Here is a 19,370-nt window from a genome sequence, read left to right as displayed (position 1 = left end):
GATCAGTTTCTTTCCTTGAGCTGGGCTTCATAGTCACGGCGGGCTGCGCGCACCTGTTCACGCTCCGATACTTCCGGCACGGCGACATCCCACCACCAGCCGCCGGTGTCAGGCGTTGGATAGGGATCGGTATCGATGACGATCACGCTTGTGCGCGGGCTTTCGCGCGTTTCGGCAAGGGCCGCTTCCAGTTCCTTGATCGAGGTGACCTTGCGCGTGTCAGCGCCCATGGCGCGGGCATGTGCGGCAAAGTCGATCTGCGACGGGTTCACATGGGCCGAATGATCGAGCAGATTGTTGAACTCTGCGCCGCCGGTGGCCATCTGGAGGCGGTTGATGCAGCCGTAGCCCCGGTTGTCGGTCAGGACGACGGTGATTTTCTGGCCAAGCATCACGGCGGTGGCGAGTTCGGAATTCGCCATCATGTAGGAGCCATCGCCAACCATCACGATGACGTCGCGATCCGGCTCCGCCATCTTGACGCCAAGGCCGCCCGCGATTTCATAGCCCATGCAGGAGAAGCCATATTCCATGTGATAGGACATGGCGCGCCCGGCTTTCCAGAGCTGGTGCAACTCGCCCGGCATCGTGCCGGCTGCGCACATGACAACCGTGTTTTCGCGTGACTGGCGTTGTACGGCACCGATGACCTGCATATCGGTGGGCAGGGCATTGCCTTCCGTGGGCGCAGCGGTGATCCGGTCTGCATCGGCAAACCATTTGTCTTTCAAGCGCGTGTCGACGGGCTGACGGTTGTAACCTGAAAGCCCGGCGGCGAGTGCCTGCAACCCGATCCGAGCATCCGACACCAAAGGCAATGCATTATGCTTGGACCCGTCATAGGGCTGGACGTTGAGCGACAACAGCTTGCGTCCGGGATGCTTGAATAGCGCCCATGAGCCGGTGGTGAAATCCTGAAAGCGGGTGCCGATGCCGATCACCAGATCCGCTTCGGCGGCAATGGCATTGGCGCTATCAGCACCTGTCACGCCGACCGGGCCAAAATTGAGCGCGTGATCCCATGGCAACGCGGATTTCCCCGCCTGCGTTTCGATGACGGGAATGCCGTGCGTTTCGGCAAATTGTTTCAAAGCCTCATGTGCGCCGGCATAATGCACGCCGCCGCCCGCGACGATCACAGGCTTGGATGCACTCTTTATAGCTGCGATGGCGGTTGCCAGCTCCAGCTCATCCGGTGGAGGGCGACGCCAATGCCAGACTTTGGGCGCAAAGAATTCCAGCGGCCAGTCATAGGCTTCCGCTTGAACATCCTGACAGAAAGCGAGCGTCACCGGGCCGCAATCGGCGGGGTCGGTCATGGTGCGGAAGGCGCGGGGCAAGGCAGTGAGAAGCTGTTCCGGTCGGGTGATGCGGTCGAAATAGCGGCTCACCGGGCGGAAACAGTCATTGACGGTCATGGTGCCATCGCCGAAATCCTCGATTTGCTGCAGCACAGGATCAGGGCCGCGATTGGCGAAAACATCGCCCGGAATAAGCAGAACGGGCAGGCGGTTCACATGGGCCAGCGCCGCCGCTGTTACCATATTCGTCGCGCCGGGGCCGATGGAGGATGTGACGGCGCAGGCGCGCTTCCGGCCAAGCTGCTTGGTATAGGCAATGGCCGCATGGGCCATGGTCTGCTCGTTATGGCCGCGCCATGTCGGCAGTTGCTCGCGGATGCCATAGAGCGCTTCGCCCAGCCCCGCCACATTGCCATGACCGAAAATGGCCCAGACGCCTACGATGAATGTGTCGCCTTCCGGCGTCATCTGGTTCGCGAGATAACGCACCAGCGCTTGCGCGGCGGTCAGTCGAACGGTTGTCATGTCTCCTCCCGACATATGAATCAGTGTCTGCGCACTTTGTCCCAGACATCGCACAGGTTTTTGTAGCGCGCGACCATTTCGGCAATGGCCTCATCATCGCTGATCTTGCCGTTCAGCCATTTGCGCGCTGCATCACCAAAAATGGTTCTGCCGACGGCAAAGCCTTTCACAAGATCGAAGCCTGCCGCAATTGCGAGGCTCGATTCCAGCTCCTCCGCTGGTGCATCAAGCCCAAGGACGACAATACCACGCGTGTATGGATCGTTGCGGGTGATGGCTTCACAGGCATTGGCCCAGGCCGCCTTGGTCTTCATCGGTTCCAGCTTCCACCAGTCAGGATAGACGCCGATATCGTAGAAACGCTGGATGACGCGCGCGGCGGTTTCGTCATCGACCGGCCCAGCCTTGGACGGAATGATCTCCAGCAGAAATTCCAGCCGGTTGCGACGCGCCGCCGTGAAAAGCCGTTTGACGGTTGCTTCCTGTTCAGCCTTCATGTCCGCCGTATCGTCCGGGTGGTAGAAGCACAAAAGCTTCACCACATGCTCGACCGGCCATTCCACAAGGCCGCCGCAATCGGCCCCAAGGTCCGGTTCAAGCTCCAGCGGACGAGATCCCGGCCATTCGGTCGGTCGCCCGATCCACAGACCGGAGCCTGCCGCGCGGTAGAGCGCGTCGCGGCCCAGCCTGCCATCGCAGAGAATGCCATAGCCGCCGCTTCCGCCGGAAACCTGCAAGGCGGCGTCAAGGCACAAGCGTTTGAACTCACCGATCTTGGCACTATCCACACCAGCTTCGGCAGCCATTTCTTCCAGCTGTATGCGATGATCGAAAGCAAAGACCCGCATATGCGGCCATTCACCATTGCGGTTGGTGGACCAGTGCACCTGTTCCAGTTGCGCATCCTTGCGAAGCGCCTGATTGCGAATGCCAGTGCGGAAGAAATATTGCATTTCTTCCCAGCTTGGATAAGCGGGCGTGCAGCCATGCCGGGAGACGGCGAAGGCGCCGCAGGCATTGGCGAATTTCAGGCTGGTCGGCCAGTCTTCGCCTTTCAGCCAGCCGCGCAACAGGCCGGACATGAAGCCGTCGCCTGCACCCAGCACATTGAAAACTTCGATGGGAAAACCTTCGCCGCTTTGGCCCTTGTCGAGATTGTCCGGAATGGCGCCTTCGAAAACCACTGCACCCATCGGCCCGCGTTTGCAGACGAGGACGGCATCGGTGATCTTGCGAACAGCGTTGAGGGCTGCGAGCGTGTCGGTCGAGCCGCCAGCAATGTGAAACTCTTCTTCCGTGCCGACGATGAGGTCAAAAAGCGGCAGGCTCGATTGCAGCTTTGCCGTGACGGCAACCGACTCGATGAAACGGTTTTCGCCATCGCCATGGCCCGACAGGCCCCAGAGATTGGGACGAAAGTCGATATCGAGCGCGGTTCGGCTGCCATTCTGGCGCGCAAGGCGCAGTGCCTTGAGGACCGCCGCTTCTGTGCGCGGATGCGAGAGATGGGTGCCGGTCGCAAGCACGCATCCGGCCTCAGCGATGAAATCCGGGTCGATATCGTCTTCGCAGAGCGCCATGTCGGCGCAGTTCTCGCGGTAGAAGATGAGCGGGAAATGCTGCTGGTCACGGATACCCAGAATGACAAGTGCCGTCAGACGCTGCGGATCGGTGACGATGCCGCGTGTGTCGACACCTTCCCGTTCCAGCTCGCGCAGCAGGAAACGGCCCATATGTTCGTCGCCGACCCGCGTGATCAGCGCGGATTTGAGGCCGAGCCGGGCGGTGCCCGTCGCGATATTGGTCGGTGAGCCGCCAACATATTTGTTGAAGGACGCCATATCTTCGAGAAGGCCGCCGATCTGCGCGCCATAGAGGTCCACCGAAGACCGGCCAATCGTTATCAAGTCGAGCGGCTTCTCCATGAAATGCGCTTCCTCCCTCGGCACCTCTTATGATGACCGCAATGCGATTCTGTGCGCATAGCAGTTATTCCATTTCTGATTAAAATGGATTTATTATTCCATTTCAACCGAAAAATAGAATGCAAGCATTTCCAGCAAAAGTGCGTAGCGGTTTTGCGTAGGACAATGCGTAGAAACAAATAGATAGAGCGGTTCCACGATTCCGCTTTAACTGGAACTGCTCTAGCCTGATTGGCGGGCGGTGCCGACCGCGACGGCAAGCGCGATGGCCAGACAAAGGGTTGCGGAAAGAGAGCGGAAAGCGCCGAAATCCACTTCGGACACCAGCAAGGTCTGGCGTGAAAGCTTGCTCAGGGGGCTGACGATGGTATCCGTGATGCCCACGACATCAATGCCGCGTGCAGCGGCTGATTCCGCCATCTCGACTGTTTCAGCGGAGTAGGGAGAAAAAGTGATCGCCAAAAGCACATCGCCTTTGCGGATGGCATGCATGTTTTCCAGCTTGCCGACAGCGCTGTGCAGCATCGCCGGAACCTGCATCTTTTCCAGCGCATAAGCGAGATAGCTTGCCACCGGGAATGCGCGGCGGATGCCGACCAGATGGATCGTCTCGGCGCGCGCGAGAATCTCGACGGCCCTTTCAAGCGCTTCCGGTTCTATGGTCTTGAGCAGGCTTTCAAGCGATGTGCGTCCGGCTTCGGCAAATTCGGCCAGCAAGGCAGGTGCGCTGTTGGCTGCCGTCTCCCGCAGATGTTCAAGGCGGGTCGAGTAATCCGGCCAGCCGCCGGCATAGGATTCGCGGAAAAGCTTCTGCATTTCCGAAAAACCGGAAAAGCCGAGCAATTGGCAGAACCGCATGAAGGCAGAGCTTTGAACGCCCGCGCCGTCGGCCATTTCCGCAACTGTCGAAACCGCGATACGGTCCTGATTAGCTGCGACAAAATCCGCACATTGCTTGAGCCGTTTCGGCAGACGGTCTGAAACTTCCAGCAGACGCGCTTCAAATTCCTTGACGGTCGTCGGGGCTGGGGATGAAGCGGATACACTATCCATTGCGGACTTTCCAAAAGGGTATCTTGACAATCTTTATGCTACATTCTAGCAAAATAGAATAAATATTCCAATATGCCTTGCGCGTGATCCCCAATAAACGGGGCAATTTAGCGGTAAATGCATCAGTAGGAATATCAAGCATTTTTGTAGCCGTCCAACGGCTGTTTCCTGGGAGGGATAAGGCAATGGTGACACGTCTGGCACTGCTTGGCGCAGGTCGCATCGGCAAGGTTCATGCGGGCGCGATAGCGTCGGACAGGCGCGCCAGACTGGTCGCGGTCGCCGACGCCAATGAAGCGGCGGCGCATGCCATTGCTGACGCCGCCGGTGCGCAAGTGCGCACAATCGATGAGATCGAAAAGTCAGATGACGTTGACGCCGTGCTGATCTGCACGCCGACCAACACCCATGCCGATCTGATCGAGCGCTTTGCGCGGGCGGGCAAAGCGGTGTTCTGCGAAAAGCCGATTGATCTCGACATTGCCCGGGTGCGCGCTTGCCTGAAAGTCATCAAGGAGACCGGCGCGAAGGTGATGCTCGGCTTCAACCGTCGTTTCGATCCGCATTTTGCAGCTGTCCGCAAGGCGATTGACGATGGCCAGATCGGCAAGGTCGAAATGGTGACGATCACGAGCCGTGATCCCGGTGCGCCGCCAGCCGAATACATCAAGGTTTCAGGCGGGATTTTCCGCGACATGACGATCCATGATTTCGACATGGCGCGTTTTCTTCTCGGCGAGGAGATCGACAGTGTTTCGGCCTCGGCCTCGGTGCTCGTGGACCCGAAGATTGGCGAGCTTGGCGATTTTGATAGCGCCAGCGTCATCCTTACCACGGCTTCCGGTCGCCAGTGCGTTATCTCCAATTCGCGTCGCGCTTCCTATGGCTACGATCAGCGTATCGAAGTGCATGGATCGCTGGGTGCGGCATCGGCGGAAAACCAGCGTCCGGTATCGATTGAGGTTGCTTCGAAGCATGGTTACACCCGCCCGCCGCTGCATGATTTCTTCATGACGCGCTATACGCAGGCCTATGCGGCTGAAATCGCATCGTTCATCGATGCGCTGGATAGCGGCAAAGCGCCGTCGCCTTCCGCCGAGGATGGCTTGCAGGCCCTTGCTTTGGCCGAGGCGGCGTTGCGCTCGGTCAAGGATGGTCGCACGGTGAAAGTTGCGGACGTTCTTGCCTAGGTAATCATTTCCGTTTGCCTTTCCGGTCGCGAGACTGCGATATGCGGATATGGCTTACAAAATCGATGACCTGCCGCTTGAGGAGCTTTTCCTGGCCGTGACCGGCGCGACTGCCGCGCTGACACGGCTGGACGAGCGGCTGGCGCGTTCTCCCATCTCTGACGGATTGATACGGCGCATGCATATGCATGATGCCGTTTCATCCATGTGGCTGGAAGGCGAACTGGTACATCTGGAAGACCTCGTGCTCCATGATGCGCTGATGGATAGCCGCACGCCGAGCCATGCCCTGACCGTCGCCCATGCCGTGTTGCGCATGCGTCGTCAGATTGCGAGCCGCGCGGCGGGCTGGGCGATGAGTCCTGTCGGTATGCGGCAGCTCTTGGGGCTTAACCCCGATATCGCCGAAACACCGGAGCCGGAGCCATCCGTCCTGTCCGAAGATGATGACAGTGATCCGCTGCTCGATGATATCGATGCGCTTCTGGCGCGGACTGATGCCCTGTTAAAGGGGGTGACCAGCGAAGCCCGCAAGCCGAAGCCGTTGCCACGCGATACGCTGATTTATGAAGACGACTGGGACGAGGCCGAGCGACTGCAGGAATGGCGCGATATTTTCGATTCAACCCGGCATTTGCCGCCGCTCCTGCGCGCTGCGATCATGCATGACGCCTGGTTTTCGATGCAGGTGGTGCAACGGTCATCGTGGATTGGCCGCCTGTTGACGGCGTCGTTCCTGAGCCAGTCGGGCATTGCCGCCCATCACCTGCCAGCGATCAGTGTCGGGTTGCAGACGAAGAAGCCCAATGAGCGCCGTGCGCCGAACCGGCTGATGCGTCTCAAGGTTTTTCTGGCGGCAATCGAAGAGGCTGCCGAAGCGGGCATGAAGGAGCATGACCGCCTGATGCTGGCGCGCGAGCAGATGCAGCGCAAGCTGAAGGGTCGCCGTTCCTCGTCGCGTTTGCCGCAATTGATGGAGCTGATCCTGAACAATCCGCTGGTTTCAAGCCAGATGATCGAGAAGGAATTGCAGGTCACGCAGCAGGGCGCGTTGAAGTTGGTCAGTGAACTCAACCTGCGGGAAATGACGGGGCGCGGTCGTTTCCGCGCCTGGGGTGTTCTGTAGTCACTGTCAGGCTTCGCCGCCCATGCAGTTGTTGCGCAGATGGCTGGCGAATAACTGGAATTCGTTGCGCCGGGCCGCATTTGCCCGCCACGCCAGAACCAGCGAGCGGTAATTGTTCTTGCCTTCATAGGGCACGATGCTGAGATCGGTGCCACGCGCCACATTGGCCTTGACCGCCAGTTCCGGCAGCAGCGTGACGCCCATGCCGAACTGTACGAGCTGAACCAGCGTCATTATGCTGGTGGCATGCACATCGCCGCCGCTTTGCGCGGGCTTTGAGCCGATGGCCGCCATCACATGTTCACGCAGGCAATGGCTGCTTTCCAGCAGCAGAAACGGCTCGTCCAGCACGTCGTCGGCATCGACGCGGTCCCTGTTGGCAAGCGCGTGGTCGCGACGCACGGCGAGAAAAAACGGATCGTGTCCGATTTCTGCCATTTCGAACTCGTCGAGATCATAGGGATGCGCCACGAGCGCGACATCCAGCGTGCCGGAGCGCAGGCTTTCCAGCAGGCTGCGCGTCAGCCCTTCGCGAACCGTCAATTGCAGCTCGGGAAAGGCTTTGGCTGTCGCTGGCAGAACTTTCGGCAGGAAAAAGGGCGCAACGGAGGGAATGACGCCCAGCCGCAGGCGCGTGGTCAGCGGACGCTCGGCCTGTCGCGCATGTTCGGGCAGTTCTTCGATGCGCGCCACAATATCACGGGCGCGGGCCAAAAAATCCTCTCCGGCGGGCAATAGCTGCATGCGTCGGCCCGTACGGTCGATCAATGTGACGCCCAGTTCCGCTTCCAGAGCCTGAATGGCGGCGCTCAACGTAGACTGGGTGACGCCTACGGCATCCGCTGCACGCGAAAAGGAGCCAGCTTGTACGAGCGAGAGAAAATAGTGGAGCTGGCGGACGCTGATATTGAGCATGAAATGAAGGGCTTATCGTTATAATCGATATGAACAATCGCTTTAATCGCTTTGACCGATAGGAGCAAGCCGACTATAGATGACTCGCAAGCAGAAAGTTCTGAATATTCAGAATTTTCTGAATATTTATAGAATCTACAGGCAGGTGTTAAGATGCTCGGTATTGGCGATAAGCTTCCCTCTTTCAAGGTCACCGGCGTAAAGCCCGGCTTCAACCATCACGAAGAAAACGGTGTTTCGGCATTCGAAGAGCTGACGGAAACGAGCTTCGAAGGCAAGTGGAAGGTTATCTTCTTCTACCCGAAGGATTTCACCTTCGTCTGCCCGACTGAAATCGCAGAATTTGCCCGTCTGGCTTCGGATTTCGAAGACCGTGACGCTGTTGTTCTCGGCGGTTCCACCGACAATGAATTCGTGAAGCTGGCATGGCGTCGCGACCACAAGGATCTCGACAAGCTGCCGATCTGGTCGTTTGCCGACACCAATGGTTCGCTGGTTGACGGCCTCGGCGTTCGTTCGCCGGATGGCGTTGCCTACCGCTACACCTTCGTTGTTGATCCGGACAACACGATCCAGCACGTTTACGCAACCAACCTCAATGTTGGCCGCGCTCCGAAGGACACGCTGCGCGTTCTCGATGCTTTGCAGACCGACGAACTGTGCCCTTGCAACCGCGAAGTCGGTGGCGAGACGCTGAAGGCAGCCTGATCTGCCTCGCACAACCAATCAAAAGGCGGGTTAAGGCCCGCCTTTCTTTTATCCAGAAATAAGCAATAAGAGGGTTCCATGTCGATTGACGATCTGAAGTCAAAAATCCCGGATTTCGCCAAGGATGTCCGCCTCAACCTGTCGTCCATGGCCAGCGACGAAACGCTGACCCCGCAGCAGAAATATGGTCTGTTCGTGGCTTGCGGCATCGCTTCGCGCAATGCTGATGTGCGCAAGGCGCTGACTGCCGAAGCCGCAGGCAAGGTTGACGCATCGGTGGTGCAGGCTGCAAAGTCGGCTGCATCCATCATGGGCATGAACAATGTCTATTACCGCTTCGTGCATCTGGCCTCCAACAAGGACTACCGCACACTGCCGGCCAAGCTGCGCATGAATGTGATTGGCAATCCGGGCGTAGACAAGGTCGATTTCGAACTTTGGTCGCTTGCCGTGTCGGCGATCAACGGTTGCGGCATGTGCATTGACGCGCATGAAGATGTGCTGCGCAAGGCCAATGTGACGACAGACGTCATCCAGACGGCTGCACGTTTTGCATCGATCATACAGTCGGTCGCAATTGCGCTGGAAGCTGCTGACGTCGAATAATATTTCGACAACAGAAACGAAAAAGCCCGCGTGGAGCGATCCACGCGGGCTTTTGTTTGCTCGAGAGCTTGGCCTTATCGGCCGCGCTTGAACGAGATGAAGGTAAAGCCGATCAGCGAGACCACGGCAGCAGCCACCATGTAGTAGCCGACATAGTCAAAGCTATAGTGGGTGGCGAGCCAGGTCGCGATATAAGGCGCGACCGATGCGCCGAGGATGCCGGCCAGATTAAAGGTCAAGGATGCGCCGGTATAGCGTACCGAGGTCGGGAACGGCTCGGCAAGTGCTGCGCCGATAGGACCATAGGTCATGCCCATCAGGCCGAAACCGATGATGAGGAAGGCCAGAACGCCCGCCGTGCCGCCCATGAAAAGCGGAGCCATGATCAGGCCATAGGCGCCAATCAGGATTGTGACGATGATCATCACCGGACGCATGCCGTAGCGGTCGGACAGGATAGCCGACAGCGGAATGGTCAGGCCGAAGAACACGACGCCGATCATTTGCAGAACGAGGAATTCCTCACGGCTGTAGCCGAGCGCGCGCGTGCCCCAACCGAGCGAAAACACGGTCATGAGGTAGAACAGCACGAAGGTTGCGACTGCTGCAATGGTGCCGAGGAACAGGTTCAGCTTGTGCTGCTTGAACAGCGTGGCAACCGGTACTTCAACGCGCTCTGCCTTGTCGATGGCCTTCTGGAATTCCGGCGTTTCAGCGATCTTCAGGCGAATGAAGAGGCCGACTGCAACGAGAATTGCACTGGCAATGAACGGAACACGCCAGCCAAAGGCGAAGAACTGTTCCTCGGTGAGGACTTCGGCCAGAAACAGGAAAATGCCCGTTGCCAGAATGAAGCCGACCGGCGCGCCAAGCTGCGGGAACATGCCGTACCAGGTGCGCTTGCCTTCCGGTGCGTTTTCGGTTGCCAGCAGCACTGCGCCGCCCCATTCACCACCGAGGCCGAGGCCCTGACCGAGACGGCACAGCGCCAGCAGGAGAGCTGCCCAGACGCCAATGGATTCATAGGTCGGCAGGAAGCCGATGGCGACCGTGGAAATACCCATGGTCATGAGCGCTGCAACCAGCGTTGCCTTGCGGCCGATCCGGTCGCCGAAGTGGCCGAACAGCGCGCCGCCAATCGGGCGGGCAAAGAAGGCGATCGCAAAGGTAGCAAGCGACTGCAGCAGAGCCGAATTGCCATCGCTGGCCGGGAAAAACAGATGCGGGAATACAATCACCGCCGCCGTTGCGTAAATATAAAAGTCAAAAAACTCGATCGTTGTGCCGATCATGCTTGCGGCCAGAACGCGGCGCGCGGAGTTTTGCTGCGGAACAACCGCTTGAGCGACAGTCATTTTTCTTATCCGTTTTTGGTGGGCTGTTAAAATGCGGAACAGCCAAGATGAGGTTCTTTAAAACCTTGCAATACGGAATCGCAAGCAGAAAAGGGTGTTTGCGTAATTTTATGAACGCAGAACTCTTCTTTTCGAAACAAAAGTGAAAGTGTGATCAAAATCATGGGAGGCAAGAATAGGCCTTTCAATTGTCGCACGGCATCCCTAGATTCGGGTCAATAACCAGTTGGGCATCAGCTTGGATGCGGATATGCAGTTCATGAAACGCAACATCAGCGGTAGACGCAACATGTGGGGACTTTCCGTCCTGCACGTACAGTCGCGTATGCTGGTGGCGGTTCTGTCACTGCTGTTTCTGGGTTCCACACAGCTTTGCTATGCCATGGCGCATGATATGCCGACGGCAGGCGTTTCCGTTGGCTGTCACATGAGCGAACAGCAATCCGCTGATAGCACGATGCCCGCGTCTCATCATGCGGAGCAACAAGCGCCCACGGATCATGGTGCAAAGGCGCCCGTCGCCTGTGTGATGATGACCTGCGGCTGTATTGTTCAGTTGACTGCCGATATCGGTGTGCTTGCACCGTCACAGGATTTCGGTCTTCCTCCGCTCGTTGCTGCAATGAGCAGCAATCCCCGGCACGACCTTCTCCGACCTCCAATAGCACTCCCGCTTTAATCGCCGAATGCGCTGCCGATCCATCGGCGGCGTCAGGATTATTGTCTGGAATTCTATTTGGAGACTTCACCATGCGTGGATTAACTCGCCGTCGTCTGCTCGCGCTTGGCGCGGGCGCGGCAAGTCTTGCCGCCATTCGCCCTTTGACCGGTTTTGCGCAGGATACGCATCAGAACATGGACCATGGCGCCATGGAAATGGCCCCGGCGGCTCAGGGCCCAAGCCTGCCCATGCCGCCCTTGCTGGAACCCGATGCCTCGGGTGTCGTAAAGCTCAAGATCGGCAAAGGCCGCCATTCTTTCGAGTCGGGCAGTGATGCGGCGTCCGCTGGTATCAATGGCACCTATCTTGGTCCTGTTGTGCGCCTCAAGAATGGCGAAAGCGTCACGCTCGCCGTTGAGAACGACATGGATGAGGAGACGACCTTGCATTGGCACGGGCTGTTCGTCCCATCGGTCCTTGACGGTGGGCCGCATAATCTCGTTCCGGCAGGAAGTCGCTGGGAACCGACGGTAACGGTCAATCAACCCGCTTCGTTCAACTGGTTTCACCCGCATTTGCATGGTTCGACCGCCCGTCAGGCGCATATGGGAATTGCCGGACTGATGATCGTCAGCGACGGCAAGGATGCGGAGCGCGGCCTGCCGGAAATCTATGGTGTGGATGATATTCCACTGGTGCTTCAGGACCGTCGTGTCATTGAGGGCGACAAGGTGTATCAGCCTGATATCATGGATCTGATGCATGGCTTTCGCGGGGACCGGCTGATCGTCAATGGCGTTATCTCGCCCGAAGCGAAAGTGCCTGCGACAGTTGTGCGCCTGCGCATTCTCAACGGCGCTAATGCGCGCAATTTCCATGTGCGTTTCAGCGATAATCGTCCGCTGCATGTGTTTGCTTCCGATGGCGGCTTCACCGGCAAGCCGGAAGCTGTCGAGCGGCTGACGATCAGCCCCGGCGAGCGTTATGAGGTGCTGGTCGACTTTTCGACAGGTAACGAAGGTGTCGAACTTCTGACTGCAAGCGATGACAGCGGCGGCAAGGACCAGATGCTGATGCGGTTCGTTGTCGATAGTGCTCTCAAGGGAAGTGTCAAAAACATACCGGCAAATCTGGAAGCGCCGGAAGTGCCAGACCTCAGCAAATCGGTGCGCAGGCGTTCATTCTTCTTTGATGAGCGTATGGCTGAAAACATGAAGCTTATGATGCAAAAGCCTGCCACAGACCCGCATGCTGGCCACGACATGGGTAATATGGATATGGGCAAGATGGATATGGGGGCTATGCAGGGTGGTGAGATGAACCACGATATGATGCACGGCAGCCGTACATCTGCCGAGGCAGGTCCGGCGCTGGATGCGCTGACGTCCGGTGTGCGCATGGCGATTGCAGGCGAACCCTTCGACATGAAGCGCATCGATGTCGAGGCCAAGATGGGTTCATGGGAAATATGGGAGCTGACCACGAAGGAAATGGCGCATCCGTTTCATATCCACGGGGCTTCTTTCCGTATCCTGACCTTGAACGGCAAGGCTCCCCCCGCCCATCAATCGGGATGGAAGGATACTGCGTTGATCGATGGCAAGGCGGAGCTTCTGGTGCACTTCGACCGTGAAGCCGTGCCCAGCCATCCGTTTATGTTCCATTGCCATGTGCTGGAGCATGAAGATGTCGGCATGATGGGACAGTTTGTGACGGTCTGATCCGATGCCGGATTGCGCGGCGGAACACCGCCGCGCAATCATCCGCACCATGCGAAGACCGAACAATTTGCTCGTCCGCACGTTAATCCTGCATCGGAAACGAATTTGAGGATGGAGGAGACGATGCGCAGTTTGATTTTAGGTTCGATACTGGCGCTTGCGACCGTGCCCGCCTTTGCGGACGGTGTGAGCGTGAAAATGTTTGAAGCGCTGCCCACAGGACAGGGCAAGGAACTCGGCACGATTACGATTTCGCAAACCGCTGACGGCCTGCAATTTACGCCCAATCTTCAGGGCATCGCTGCGGGTGAACATGGCTTCCATGTCCATGAGAAGGGAAGTTGTGCACCAGCGGAACAGGACGGAAAGACCGTTGCCGCACAGGCGGCTGGTGGTCACTATGATCCGGGCCATACCAAGCACCATATGGGGCCGGAAGGCGAGGGCCACATGGGCGACCTGCCGCTCTTGAAAGCGGATGCAGACGGCAAGATTACCGGCAGTGTGGTTTCGCCGCGCCTCAAATCGCTGGACGAGGTCAAGGGCCGCGCCCTGATGATCCATGTTGGCGGCGATAATTATTCGGATGAGCCAAAGCCGCTCGGTGGCGGTGGCGCACGCTTTGCCTGCGGCGTGATTGAATAGTCCGCGTTAAATGCCCCGGAGTTGTCGGCTCCGGGGATTGTGTTGCGTCTGGCTTAGCCCCAGTTTTCGATGCGCAGTTTTGAGCCATCGGAAAAGCGGGAAATATGGAACGGCGATGGATCGACCACCGGCGTTTCGCCGCTGACCATATCCGCAACCAGACGGCCAGCACCGGGCCCGATGCCAAAGCCATGGCCAGAAAAGCCGGTTGCGACGATCAGGCCTTCAACACCAGGGATTGGCGAAATGGTCGGAATGATATCCGGCATGGTGTCGATCATCCCCGCCCATTCCTGCGCAATCGATACAGATGCGAAGGCCGGGATCGCCTGTTTCAGCTTTGCCAGAATGGCCGCATTGGCGGCGCGGTGTGGTTCCGGGTCCAGTGTGCGGACTTTTTCGAAGATCGAGATCTGATCGGCAGGACGCAGCTTCCACTGGAACGCTTCTTCGAAAAAGCGCTGTCCGAAACGAAAGCGTACATTGAACCACTCGCCGCTCGACAGCGAGGGAAGAAAATCCTTCAGATAGCGGAAGCTGTCGGGGACGATATCGGCGATCGAGCCGCCGAGGCTTGCAACCGTATAGCCGCCGTCAAGCCGCTTGCGCAGTGCGAAATCCGAATAGGCGATGGCAGGTTCAACACCGGCCTCAATCGGCGTGGTGCGAAACACCGACGAGCGCACTTTGAGCTGCGGTAGGCGGGCGTTGAACTCCGATATGATCAGGCGCGACCAGGCCCCGCCAGCCACCACGACAGCCTCGCAACGCACGCGGCCCTTTTCCGTCAGAACGGCGGTGACACGGCCATTGGTCGTCTCGATGCCGCGCACGGCACAGTTCTGCATGATGACGGCACCGTCTTCCTGCGCCTTGGCGGCGAAGGCGGGCACAGCTTTTTGCGGCTCTGCGCGACCGTCGAGTGGCGTGATCATGCCGCCTGCAAGGCGTCGGGTCAGGCCGGGAGCCAGTGCCTCGGCCTGCTGGCTGTTCAGAATGTCGGTTTCAATGCCATGTTCGCGGGCGGCGGCAATCCACTGCTCGTAACTCGCCATCTGTTCGGCTTTTTCAGCCGCATAGGCAATGCCGGTCACGCGGAAGCCGGTTTCGCGACCCGTGCGCTCGTTCATTCCATCCCAAAGCCGCATGCTTTCAACGATAAGCGGCATTTCGCGGGTATCGCGGCCCGTGCGGCGGCACCAGCCCCAGTTGCGGCTGGATTGCTCGCCTGCGATTTCACCCTTCTCGAACAGGGCGACCGGGATGCCGCGTTCGGCCAGAAACAGGGCGGTGGAAACACCGATAACGCCGCCGCCGATAATGGCAATTTTCGTTTCTTGCGGCAGGCGTTCGGCTGTCGCGACCTTGTCCGTGACGGGCCCCATGGTCATTCTCCTGAAGTGTGATTGGGCATGCGGAAGAGTGCCGAACATGCTCCGCTTTTTGCTCGCAATCAACCAAGTTGATACCCAAAGCAACATCGAATTCTTAAAAAGATGGAGGTGCTTATCCAGTTCTTGAGAAAATCGGTCCTGTTTTAGTGGCGAAGCTGAAAAACAGTGTCTATATGCGACGGAATGGATATGGGGATTCCGGTCAGGCATGGACGCGCGCAATCAGATTGAGCAATTGCAGGAAGAAACCGGAGCATCTGGTCCAGCTCTGACACTTTCGGGCGTTACCCGCCAGTTTGGCTCTGTTCTTGCGCTCAACAATGTGTCGCTCGATGTGCAGGCCGGTGAGATCATCTGCCTCGTCGGCCATTCCGGCTGTGGCAAGACCTCCATGCTGCGCATTATTGCCGGTATCGACGCGCCAGATGGCGGCTCGCTGAGTATGGGCGGCAAGGTGCTTGCCTCTCCAACCACCTTCGTGGAACCCGACAAGCGCAATATCGGCGTGGTCTTTCAGGACTATGCGCTGTTTCCGCATTTGAGCGTGCGCGACAATGTCCTGTTCGGTCTGCGCAAAATGCGCCGTGATGCGGCACAGGAGCGGGTGGTCGAACTGCTTGAACTTGTTGGCCTGTCGCATATGGCCGAGCGCTATCCGCATATGCTGTCGGGCGGTGAGCAGCAGCGTGTGGCGCTGATACGCGCGCTCGCGCCGAAGCCGCATCTTCTATTGATGGATGAGCCGTTTTCCAATCTGGACCGGGGCCTGCGGGCAAAGGTGCGTCGCGAGACGGTCAGCCTTTTGCGCGCGCTCGGTACAACCGCAATCATCGTGACGCATGAGGCAGAGGAGGCGCTTTCGACCGGTGACCGCGTCGTGCTGATGCGTTCAGGCGAGATCGTTCAAAGCGGCACCGCGCGCGATCTCCATGATCGTCCCGAAAGCCGTTATGCGGCAGACTTCTTTTGCGATTTCAATGTCATTCCCGGTGCCTTGCAAAGCGGCGTGGTGGATACTGCTTTCGGCTCGTTCAAAGCGCCGAAAGCGCTGCAATCGGCGAAGGACGTCTCCGTCTATCTGCGCCCCGGCGATCTGCATATCGTTGGAGATGGCGATGCTGTTTCCGGCGATCTGCGTTGCCTGATCGAGATGCGCACCTTCCTTGGCGAAACAGAGGAACTGGTGCTCCATGCCGACGCTGCTCCATTGCGCTTGCGTCTGCGCACGCCCATCCGTGTGCCAAGCACCGTCAATCATGTGTTTGTTCGTTTCGATCACGATAAGGCCTTGATCTTCCACAGCTGATTTCGATTGGTTCGCTTTTGCCTGGCGCGGTGATTGACCGGATCAGAAACAGCTAATATAAGTTGATTGCATCACTCATCATTTTATTTGGAACTATTCCAAACGGAGGTAATATGCCCATTTTCGCGCGTGCCGGCCTTGCTCTCGTTGCAGCGACATTTCTACCCGGAACTGCTTCCGCCAATGAGGTGAATATTTACACAACGCGCGAACCGGGCCTGATCCAGCCTCTGCTTGACGCGTTCAAGGCGTCGACTGGCATCACGGTCAATACGGTGTTCCTGAAGGACGGTTTGGCCGAGCGCGTCGCGTCGGAAGGCGCAAGCTCTCCTGCCGACATTCTCATGACTGTCGATGCGGGTAACCTCGTTGATCTCGCGGAAAAGGGCCTGACCCAGCCGGTCGAATCCAAAACCTTGAGCGAAGCCGTGCCGGAACAGCTTCGTGACGCCAAGGGCAACTGGTATGCGCTGTCGCTGCGCGCCCGCGTTGTGTATGCCGCAAAGGATCTGGAACTCGACGCCATCAATTACGAAGACCTGTCCGACCCGAAGTGGAAAGGCAAGATCTGCATTCGCGCCGGTCAGCATCCTTACAATACCGCGCTTTTTGCCGATTACATCGCCCATTACGGCGCAGAAAAGACCGAAGCCTGGCTGACCGGCCTGAAGGCCAATCTGGCTCGCAAGGCTGCCGGTGGCGACCGCGACGGCGCCAAGGATATTGTCGGCGGCATTTGCGATATCGCTGTTGCCAATTCCTATTATGTCGGCCTGATGCGTTCGGGCAAGGGCGGCGATGAGCAGAAGGGCTGGGGCGAGGGCATCAAGGTTATTCTCCCGACCTTCAAGGACGGTGGCACGCAGGTCAATATCAGCGGCGCAGCCGTGGCCAAGAATGCCCCACATAAGGAAGAAGCTATCAAGCTTCTCGAATATCTCGTCTCCGACGAAGCACAGAAGATCTATGCCGAGGCCAATTACGAATATCCGGTGAAGCCCGGCGCTCCGGTCGATGCGATTGTGAAGTCGTTCGGTGAGTTGAAGATCGACAAGGTTCCGTTGACTGAAATCGTCGGCCATCGCAAGGAAGCCAGCGAACTGGTTGATAAGGTTGGCTTCGACAACTAAAACCGCAATGACTGTATGAACAAAGCGCCGGTGCTTCATGCGCCGGCGTTTCAATATGACGAGCACGATGACAAATATGCCCGCCAAAGCACGACATTCGCTCTTCCGGCCTGCAAAGGCGGGGCGTGTCTGGCTTTGGGCTTCGGCGGTGATTGCAATCCTTGTTTTCCTGCCGGTTCTGGCGCTCGCTCGCGAGGCTTTGCAAGGTTCGGCAGGCTTGTGGCAGCATCTGCTCTCCACATTATTGCCGACCGCCTTTGCCGATACGGTCATTCTTCTGCTCGGCGTCGGCTGTATTGCAGCGCTCGTGGGAACGTCGATGGCGTGGCTGGTGACGGCCTATGATTTTCGCGGGCGCGGCATTCTGGAATGGGCGCTGTTGCTGCCGCTGGCGGTGCCGACCTACATTGTCGCCTATGCTTATCTGGATATTCTTCATCCGATAGGGCCGGTGCAAGGCGCGATCCGCTATGTGCTCGGCTTTGAAAGCCCGCGCCAGTTTCGCTTGCCGGATATTCGCTCGATGACCGGCTGCATTCTGCTGCTGGGCTTCGTGCTCTATCCTTATGTCTATATCCCGACCCGGGCAATGTTTCTCACCCAGTCGGCCAGTCTCATGGATGCGGCGCGGACACTCGGCGTCAGCCGTCGCGGCATTTTCTGGCGGGTGGCGCTTCCACTGGCGCGCCCGGCTGTGGCTGTTGGTGTCAGCCTCGCCTTGATGGAAACGCTGAACGATGTTGGCGCAGCGGAATTCCTCGGCGTTCGCACGCTGACGGTATCGATCTACACCACATGGATCACACGCTCTGATTTGCCGGGCGCGGCGCAGCTCGCGCTGGCTTTGCTGCTGATCGTGGTGGCGCTGGTTTCGCTGGAGCGTTGGGCGCGGCGCAAACAGCGCTTTGCCTCCAATATCCGCCATTCGCGTGGGTTCGAGCCGTCGAAGGTCTCCGTCGCAAGGGGATTGTGGCTTTTCGCTCTCGGGTCGTTGCCGGTCATCGTCGGCTTTGTAGGCCCTGCGCTCTATCTGCTGGTTGAAGCAGTCAAGCGCGCGCGCTTTGCGGGCATATCCCCCCGTCTCGCCGGGGAAGCGTTCAACACCATATTGCTGGCGTCGATTGCGACGGCGATCGTGCTGGTGTGCGGCATGATGGTGGCTTACGCCGTGCGTTTGTTTCCGGGCGTCGCCTCCCGCTGGTTCTATCGTCTGTCCACCATGGGCTATGCCGCGCCCGGTACGGTGATCGCGATTGGTATTCTCGTCGTGTCCGGCAGCTTCGATCATGTCTTCAATCAACTGGCGGGATATTTCTTTGGCGTGCCTGCCGGTTTGATCCTGATCGGTTCGGGCGCTGCGGTGGTCTATGCCTATGGCGTGCGGTTCATGGCCATCGCTGCTGGGGGCATTGATGCGGGGCTGGAACGCATTCCGCTATCACTCGATCATGCGTCACGCACCCTTGGACGCAGCGTGACGGCGACATTCCGCTCCATTCACCTTCCGCTCTCCAAGACGGCAATTGTTGCCGCAGGATTGCTGGTTTTTGTGGATTGCGTGAAAGAGTTGCCAGCAACATTGCTGCTGCGCCCGCTCAATATGGAAACTTTCGCAACGCATCTTTACGGCGAAGCCGCGCGCGGTACATATGAAGAAGCGTCGATTGCCGCACTCGCCATTGTGGTCATTGGCATTGTGCCGGTTATCCTGCTTGCCCGCGTGGGCCGCAGGGTTGGCAAATAAGTTCGATAATATTACTACTATCTAATATAGTAAGCGAATTAAGTATAGACCTTACACTTTGGTAT

General features: G+C 58.2%; 16 protein-coding genes. 10 read left to right on the top strand and 6 right to left on the bottom strand.

Features of this window, described 5'->3' with window-relative positions; genetic code table 11:
* Nucleotides 1–2: 2 nt before the first annotated feature.
* The 3 genes from iolD to QBD01_RS12835 all read right to left on the bottom strand — a co-directional run bounded on the left by iolD (nucleotide 3) and on the right by QBD01_RS12835 (nucleotide 4,804).
* The gene (iolD, locus tag QBD01_RS12845) at nucleotides 3–1,826 is read right to left on the bottom strand and encodes a 3D-(3,5/4)-trihydroxycyclohexane-1,2-dione acylhydrolase (decyclizing) (RefSeq protein ID WP_280993124.1); all 1,824 of its coding nucleotides are present in this window, start codon (nucleotides 1,824–1,826) and stop codon (nucleotides 3–5) included.
* A gap of 20 nt (nucleotides 1,827–1,846) precedes the next feature.
* Entirely contained in the window at nucleotides 1,847–3,751 is a 1,905-nt protein-coding gene (gene iolC, locus QBD01_RS12840; protein ID WP_280993123.1) for a 5-dehydro-2-deoxygluconokinase, read from the bottom strand.
* Between the two features lie 222 nt (nucleotides 3,752–3,973).
* On the bottom strand, nucleotides 3,974–4,804 hold the full coding sequence (locus QBD01_RS12835) for a MurR/RpiR family transcriptional regulator (RefSeq protein ID WP_182519780.1): 831 nt from the start codon (nucleotides 4,802–4,804) through the stop codon (nucleotides 3,974–3,976).
* 185 nt (nucleotides 4,805–4,989) lie between these two features.
* Between QBD01_RS12835 and iolG the strand changes: the two genes are divergently transcribed.
* Together iolG and QBD01_RS12825 are read left to right on the top strand one after the other, a co-directional pair.
* On the top strand, nucleotides 4,990–5,994 hold the full coding sequence (iolG, locus tag QBD01_RS12830) for an inositol 2-dehydrogenase (RefSeq protein ID WP_280993122.1): 1,005 nt from the start codon (nucleotides 4,990–4,992) through the stop codon (nucleotides 5,992–5,994).
* Between the two features lie 49 nt (nucleotides 5,995–6,043).
* Complete coding sequence (locus QBD01_RS12825) at nucleotides 6,044–7,120, top strand: RHE_PE00001 family protein (protein WP_280993121.1); 1,077 nt, start codon at nucleotides 6,044–6,046, stop codon at nucleotides 7,118–7,120.
* 6 nt (nucleotides 7,121–7,126) lie between these two features.
* Here QBD01_RS12825 and QBD01_RS12820 read toward each other — a convergent pair whose 3' ends face one another.
* Entirely contained in the window at nucleotides 7,127–8,035 is a 909-nt protein-coding gene (locus tag QBD01_RS12820; RefSeq protein WP_280993120.1) for a hydrogen peroxide-inducible genes activator, read from the bottom strand.
* Between the two features lie 153 nt (nucleotides 8,036–8,188).
* Here QBD01_RS12820 and QBD01_RS12815 point away from each other — a divergent pair, with 153 nt between their 5' ends.
* Together QBD01_RS12815 and QBD01_RS12810 are read left to right on the top strand one after the other, a co-directional pair.
* Nucleotides 8,189–8,743 (top strand): peroxiredoxin, encoded by a 555-nt coding sequence (locus QBD01_RS12815; RefSeq protein ID WP_109367204.1) that lies wholly within the window; start codon nucleotides 8,189–8,191, stop codon nucleotides 8,741–8,743.
* A gap of 78 nt (nucleotides 8,744–8,821) precedes the next feature.
* The gene (locus tag QBD01_RS12810) at nucleotides 8,822–9,349 is read left to right on the top strand and encodes a carboxymuconolactone decarboxylase family protein (protein ID WP_280993119.1); all 528 of its coding nucleotides are present in this window, start codon (nucleotides 8,822–8,824) and stop codon (nucleotides 9,347–9,349) included.
* A gap of 74 nt (nucleotides 9,350–9,423) precedes the next feature.
* Here the strand turns inward: QBD01_RS12810 and QBD01_RS12805 are convergent, their stop codons facing one another.
* Nucleotides 9,424–10,704, bottom strand: coding sequence for an MFS transporter (locus QBD01_RS12805; protein ID WP_182519785.1), 1,281 nt, complete (start codon nucleotides 10,702–10,704; stop codon nucleotides 9,424–9,426).
* Nucleotides 10,705–10,954: 250 nt separating this feature from the next.
* Here QBD01_RS12805 and QBD01_RS12800 point away from each other — a divergent pair, with 250 nt between their 5' ends.
* From QBD01_RS12800 to sodC, 3 genes are all read left to right on the top strand, one after another.
* Complete coding sequence (locus tag QBD01_RS12800; RefSeq protein WP_280993118.1) at nucleotides 10,955–11,383, top strand: hypothetical protein; 429 nt, start codon at nucleotides 10,955–10,957, stop codon at nucleotides 11,381–11,383.
* A gap of 71 nt (nucleotides 11,384–11,454) precedes the next feature.
* The gene (gene cueO, locus QBD01_RS12795; protein ID WP_280993117.1) at nucleotides 11,455–13,086 is read left to right on the top strand and encodes a multicopper oxidase CueO; all 1,632 of its coding nucleotides are present in this window, start codon (nucleotides 11,455–11,457) and stop codon (nucleotides 13,084–13,086) included.
* A 123-nt stretch (nucleotides 13,087–13,209) separates the two neighbouring features.
* A complete protein-coding gene (gene sodC / locus QBD01_RS12790; protein ID WP_280993116.1) occupies nucleotides 13,210–13,731 on the top strand; it encodes a superoxide dismutase [Cu-Zn] SodC in 522 nt (173 codons plus the stop codon).
* Between the two features lie 53 nt (nucleotides 13,732–13,784).
* Here sodC and QBD01_RS12785 read toward each other — a convergent pair whose 3' ends face one another.
* A complete protein-coding gene (locus QBD01_RS12785) occupies nucleotides 13,785–15,116 on the bottom strand; it encodes an FAD-binding oxidoreductase (RefSeq protein ID WP_280993115.1) in 1,332 nt (443 codons plus the stop codon).
* 217 nt (nucleotides 15,117–15,333) lie between these two features.
* Here QBD01_RS12785 and QBD01_RS12780 point away from each other — a divergent pair, with 217 nt between their 5' ends.
* The 3 genes from QBD01_RS12780 to QBD01_RS12770 all read left to right on the top strand — a co-directional run bounded on the left by QBD01_RS12780 (nucleotide 15,334) and on the right by QBD01_RS12770 (nucleotide 19,305).
* Nucleotides 15,334–16,431, top strand: coding sequence for an ABC transporter ATP-binding protein (locus QBD01_RS12780; RefSeq protein WP_280993114.1), 1,098 nt, complete (start codon nucleotides 15,334–15,336; stop codon nucleotides 16,429–16,431).
* Nucleotides 16,432–16,544: 113 nt separating this feature from the next.
* Nucleotides 16,545–17,561 carry a Fe(3+) ABC transporter substrate-binding protein gene (locus QBD01_RS12775; RefSeq protein ID WP_280993113.1) on the top strand — a complete coding sequence of 339 codons (1,017 nt, stop codon included), beginning with the start codon at nucleotides 16,545–16,547 and terminating at the stop codon, nucleotides 17,559–17,561.
* 67 nt (nucleotides 17,562–17,628) lie between these two features.
* Nucleotides 17,629–19,305, top strand: coding sequence for an iron ABC transporter permease (locus tag QBD01_RS12770; RefSeq protein WP_280993112.1), 1,677 nt, complete (start codon nucleotides 17,629–17,631; stop codon nucleotides 19,303–19,305).
* Nucleotides 19,306–19,370: the final 65 nt, after the last annotated feature.

The sequence above is a fragment of the Ochrobactrum sp. 19YEA23 genome (assembly GCF_029909865.1).
GTDB classification, from domain to species: domain Bacteria; phylum Pseudomonadota; class Alphaproteobacteria; order Rhizobiales; family Rhizobiaceae; genus Brucella; species Brucella gambitense.
The sequence above is the reverse complement of the archived record's forward strand: the minus strand, read 5'-3'. Positions and strand labels throughout refer to the sequence as shown.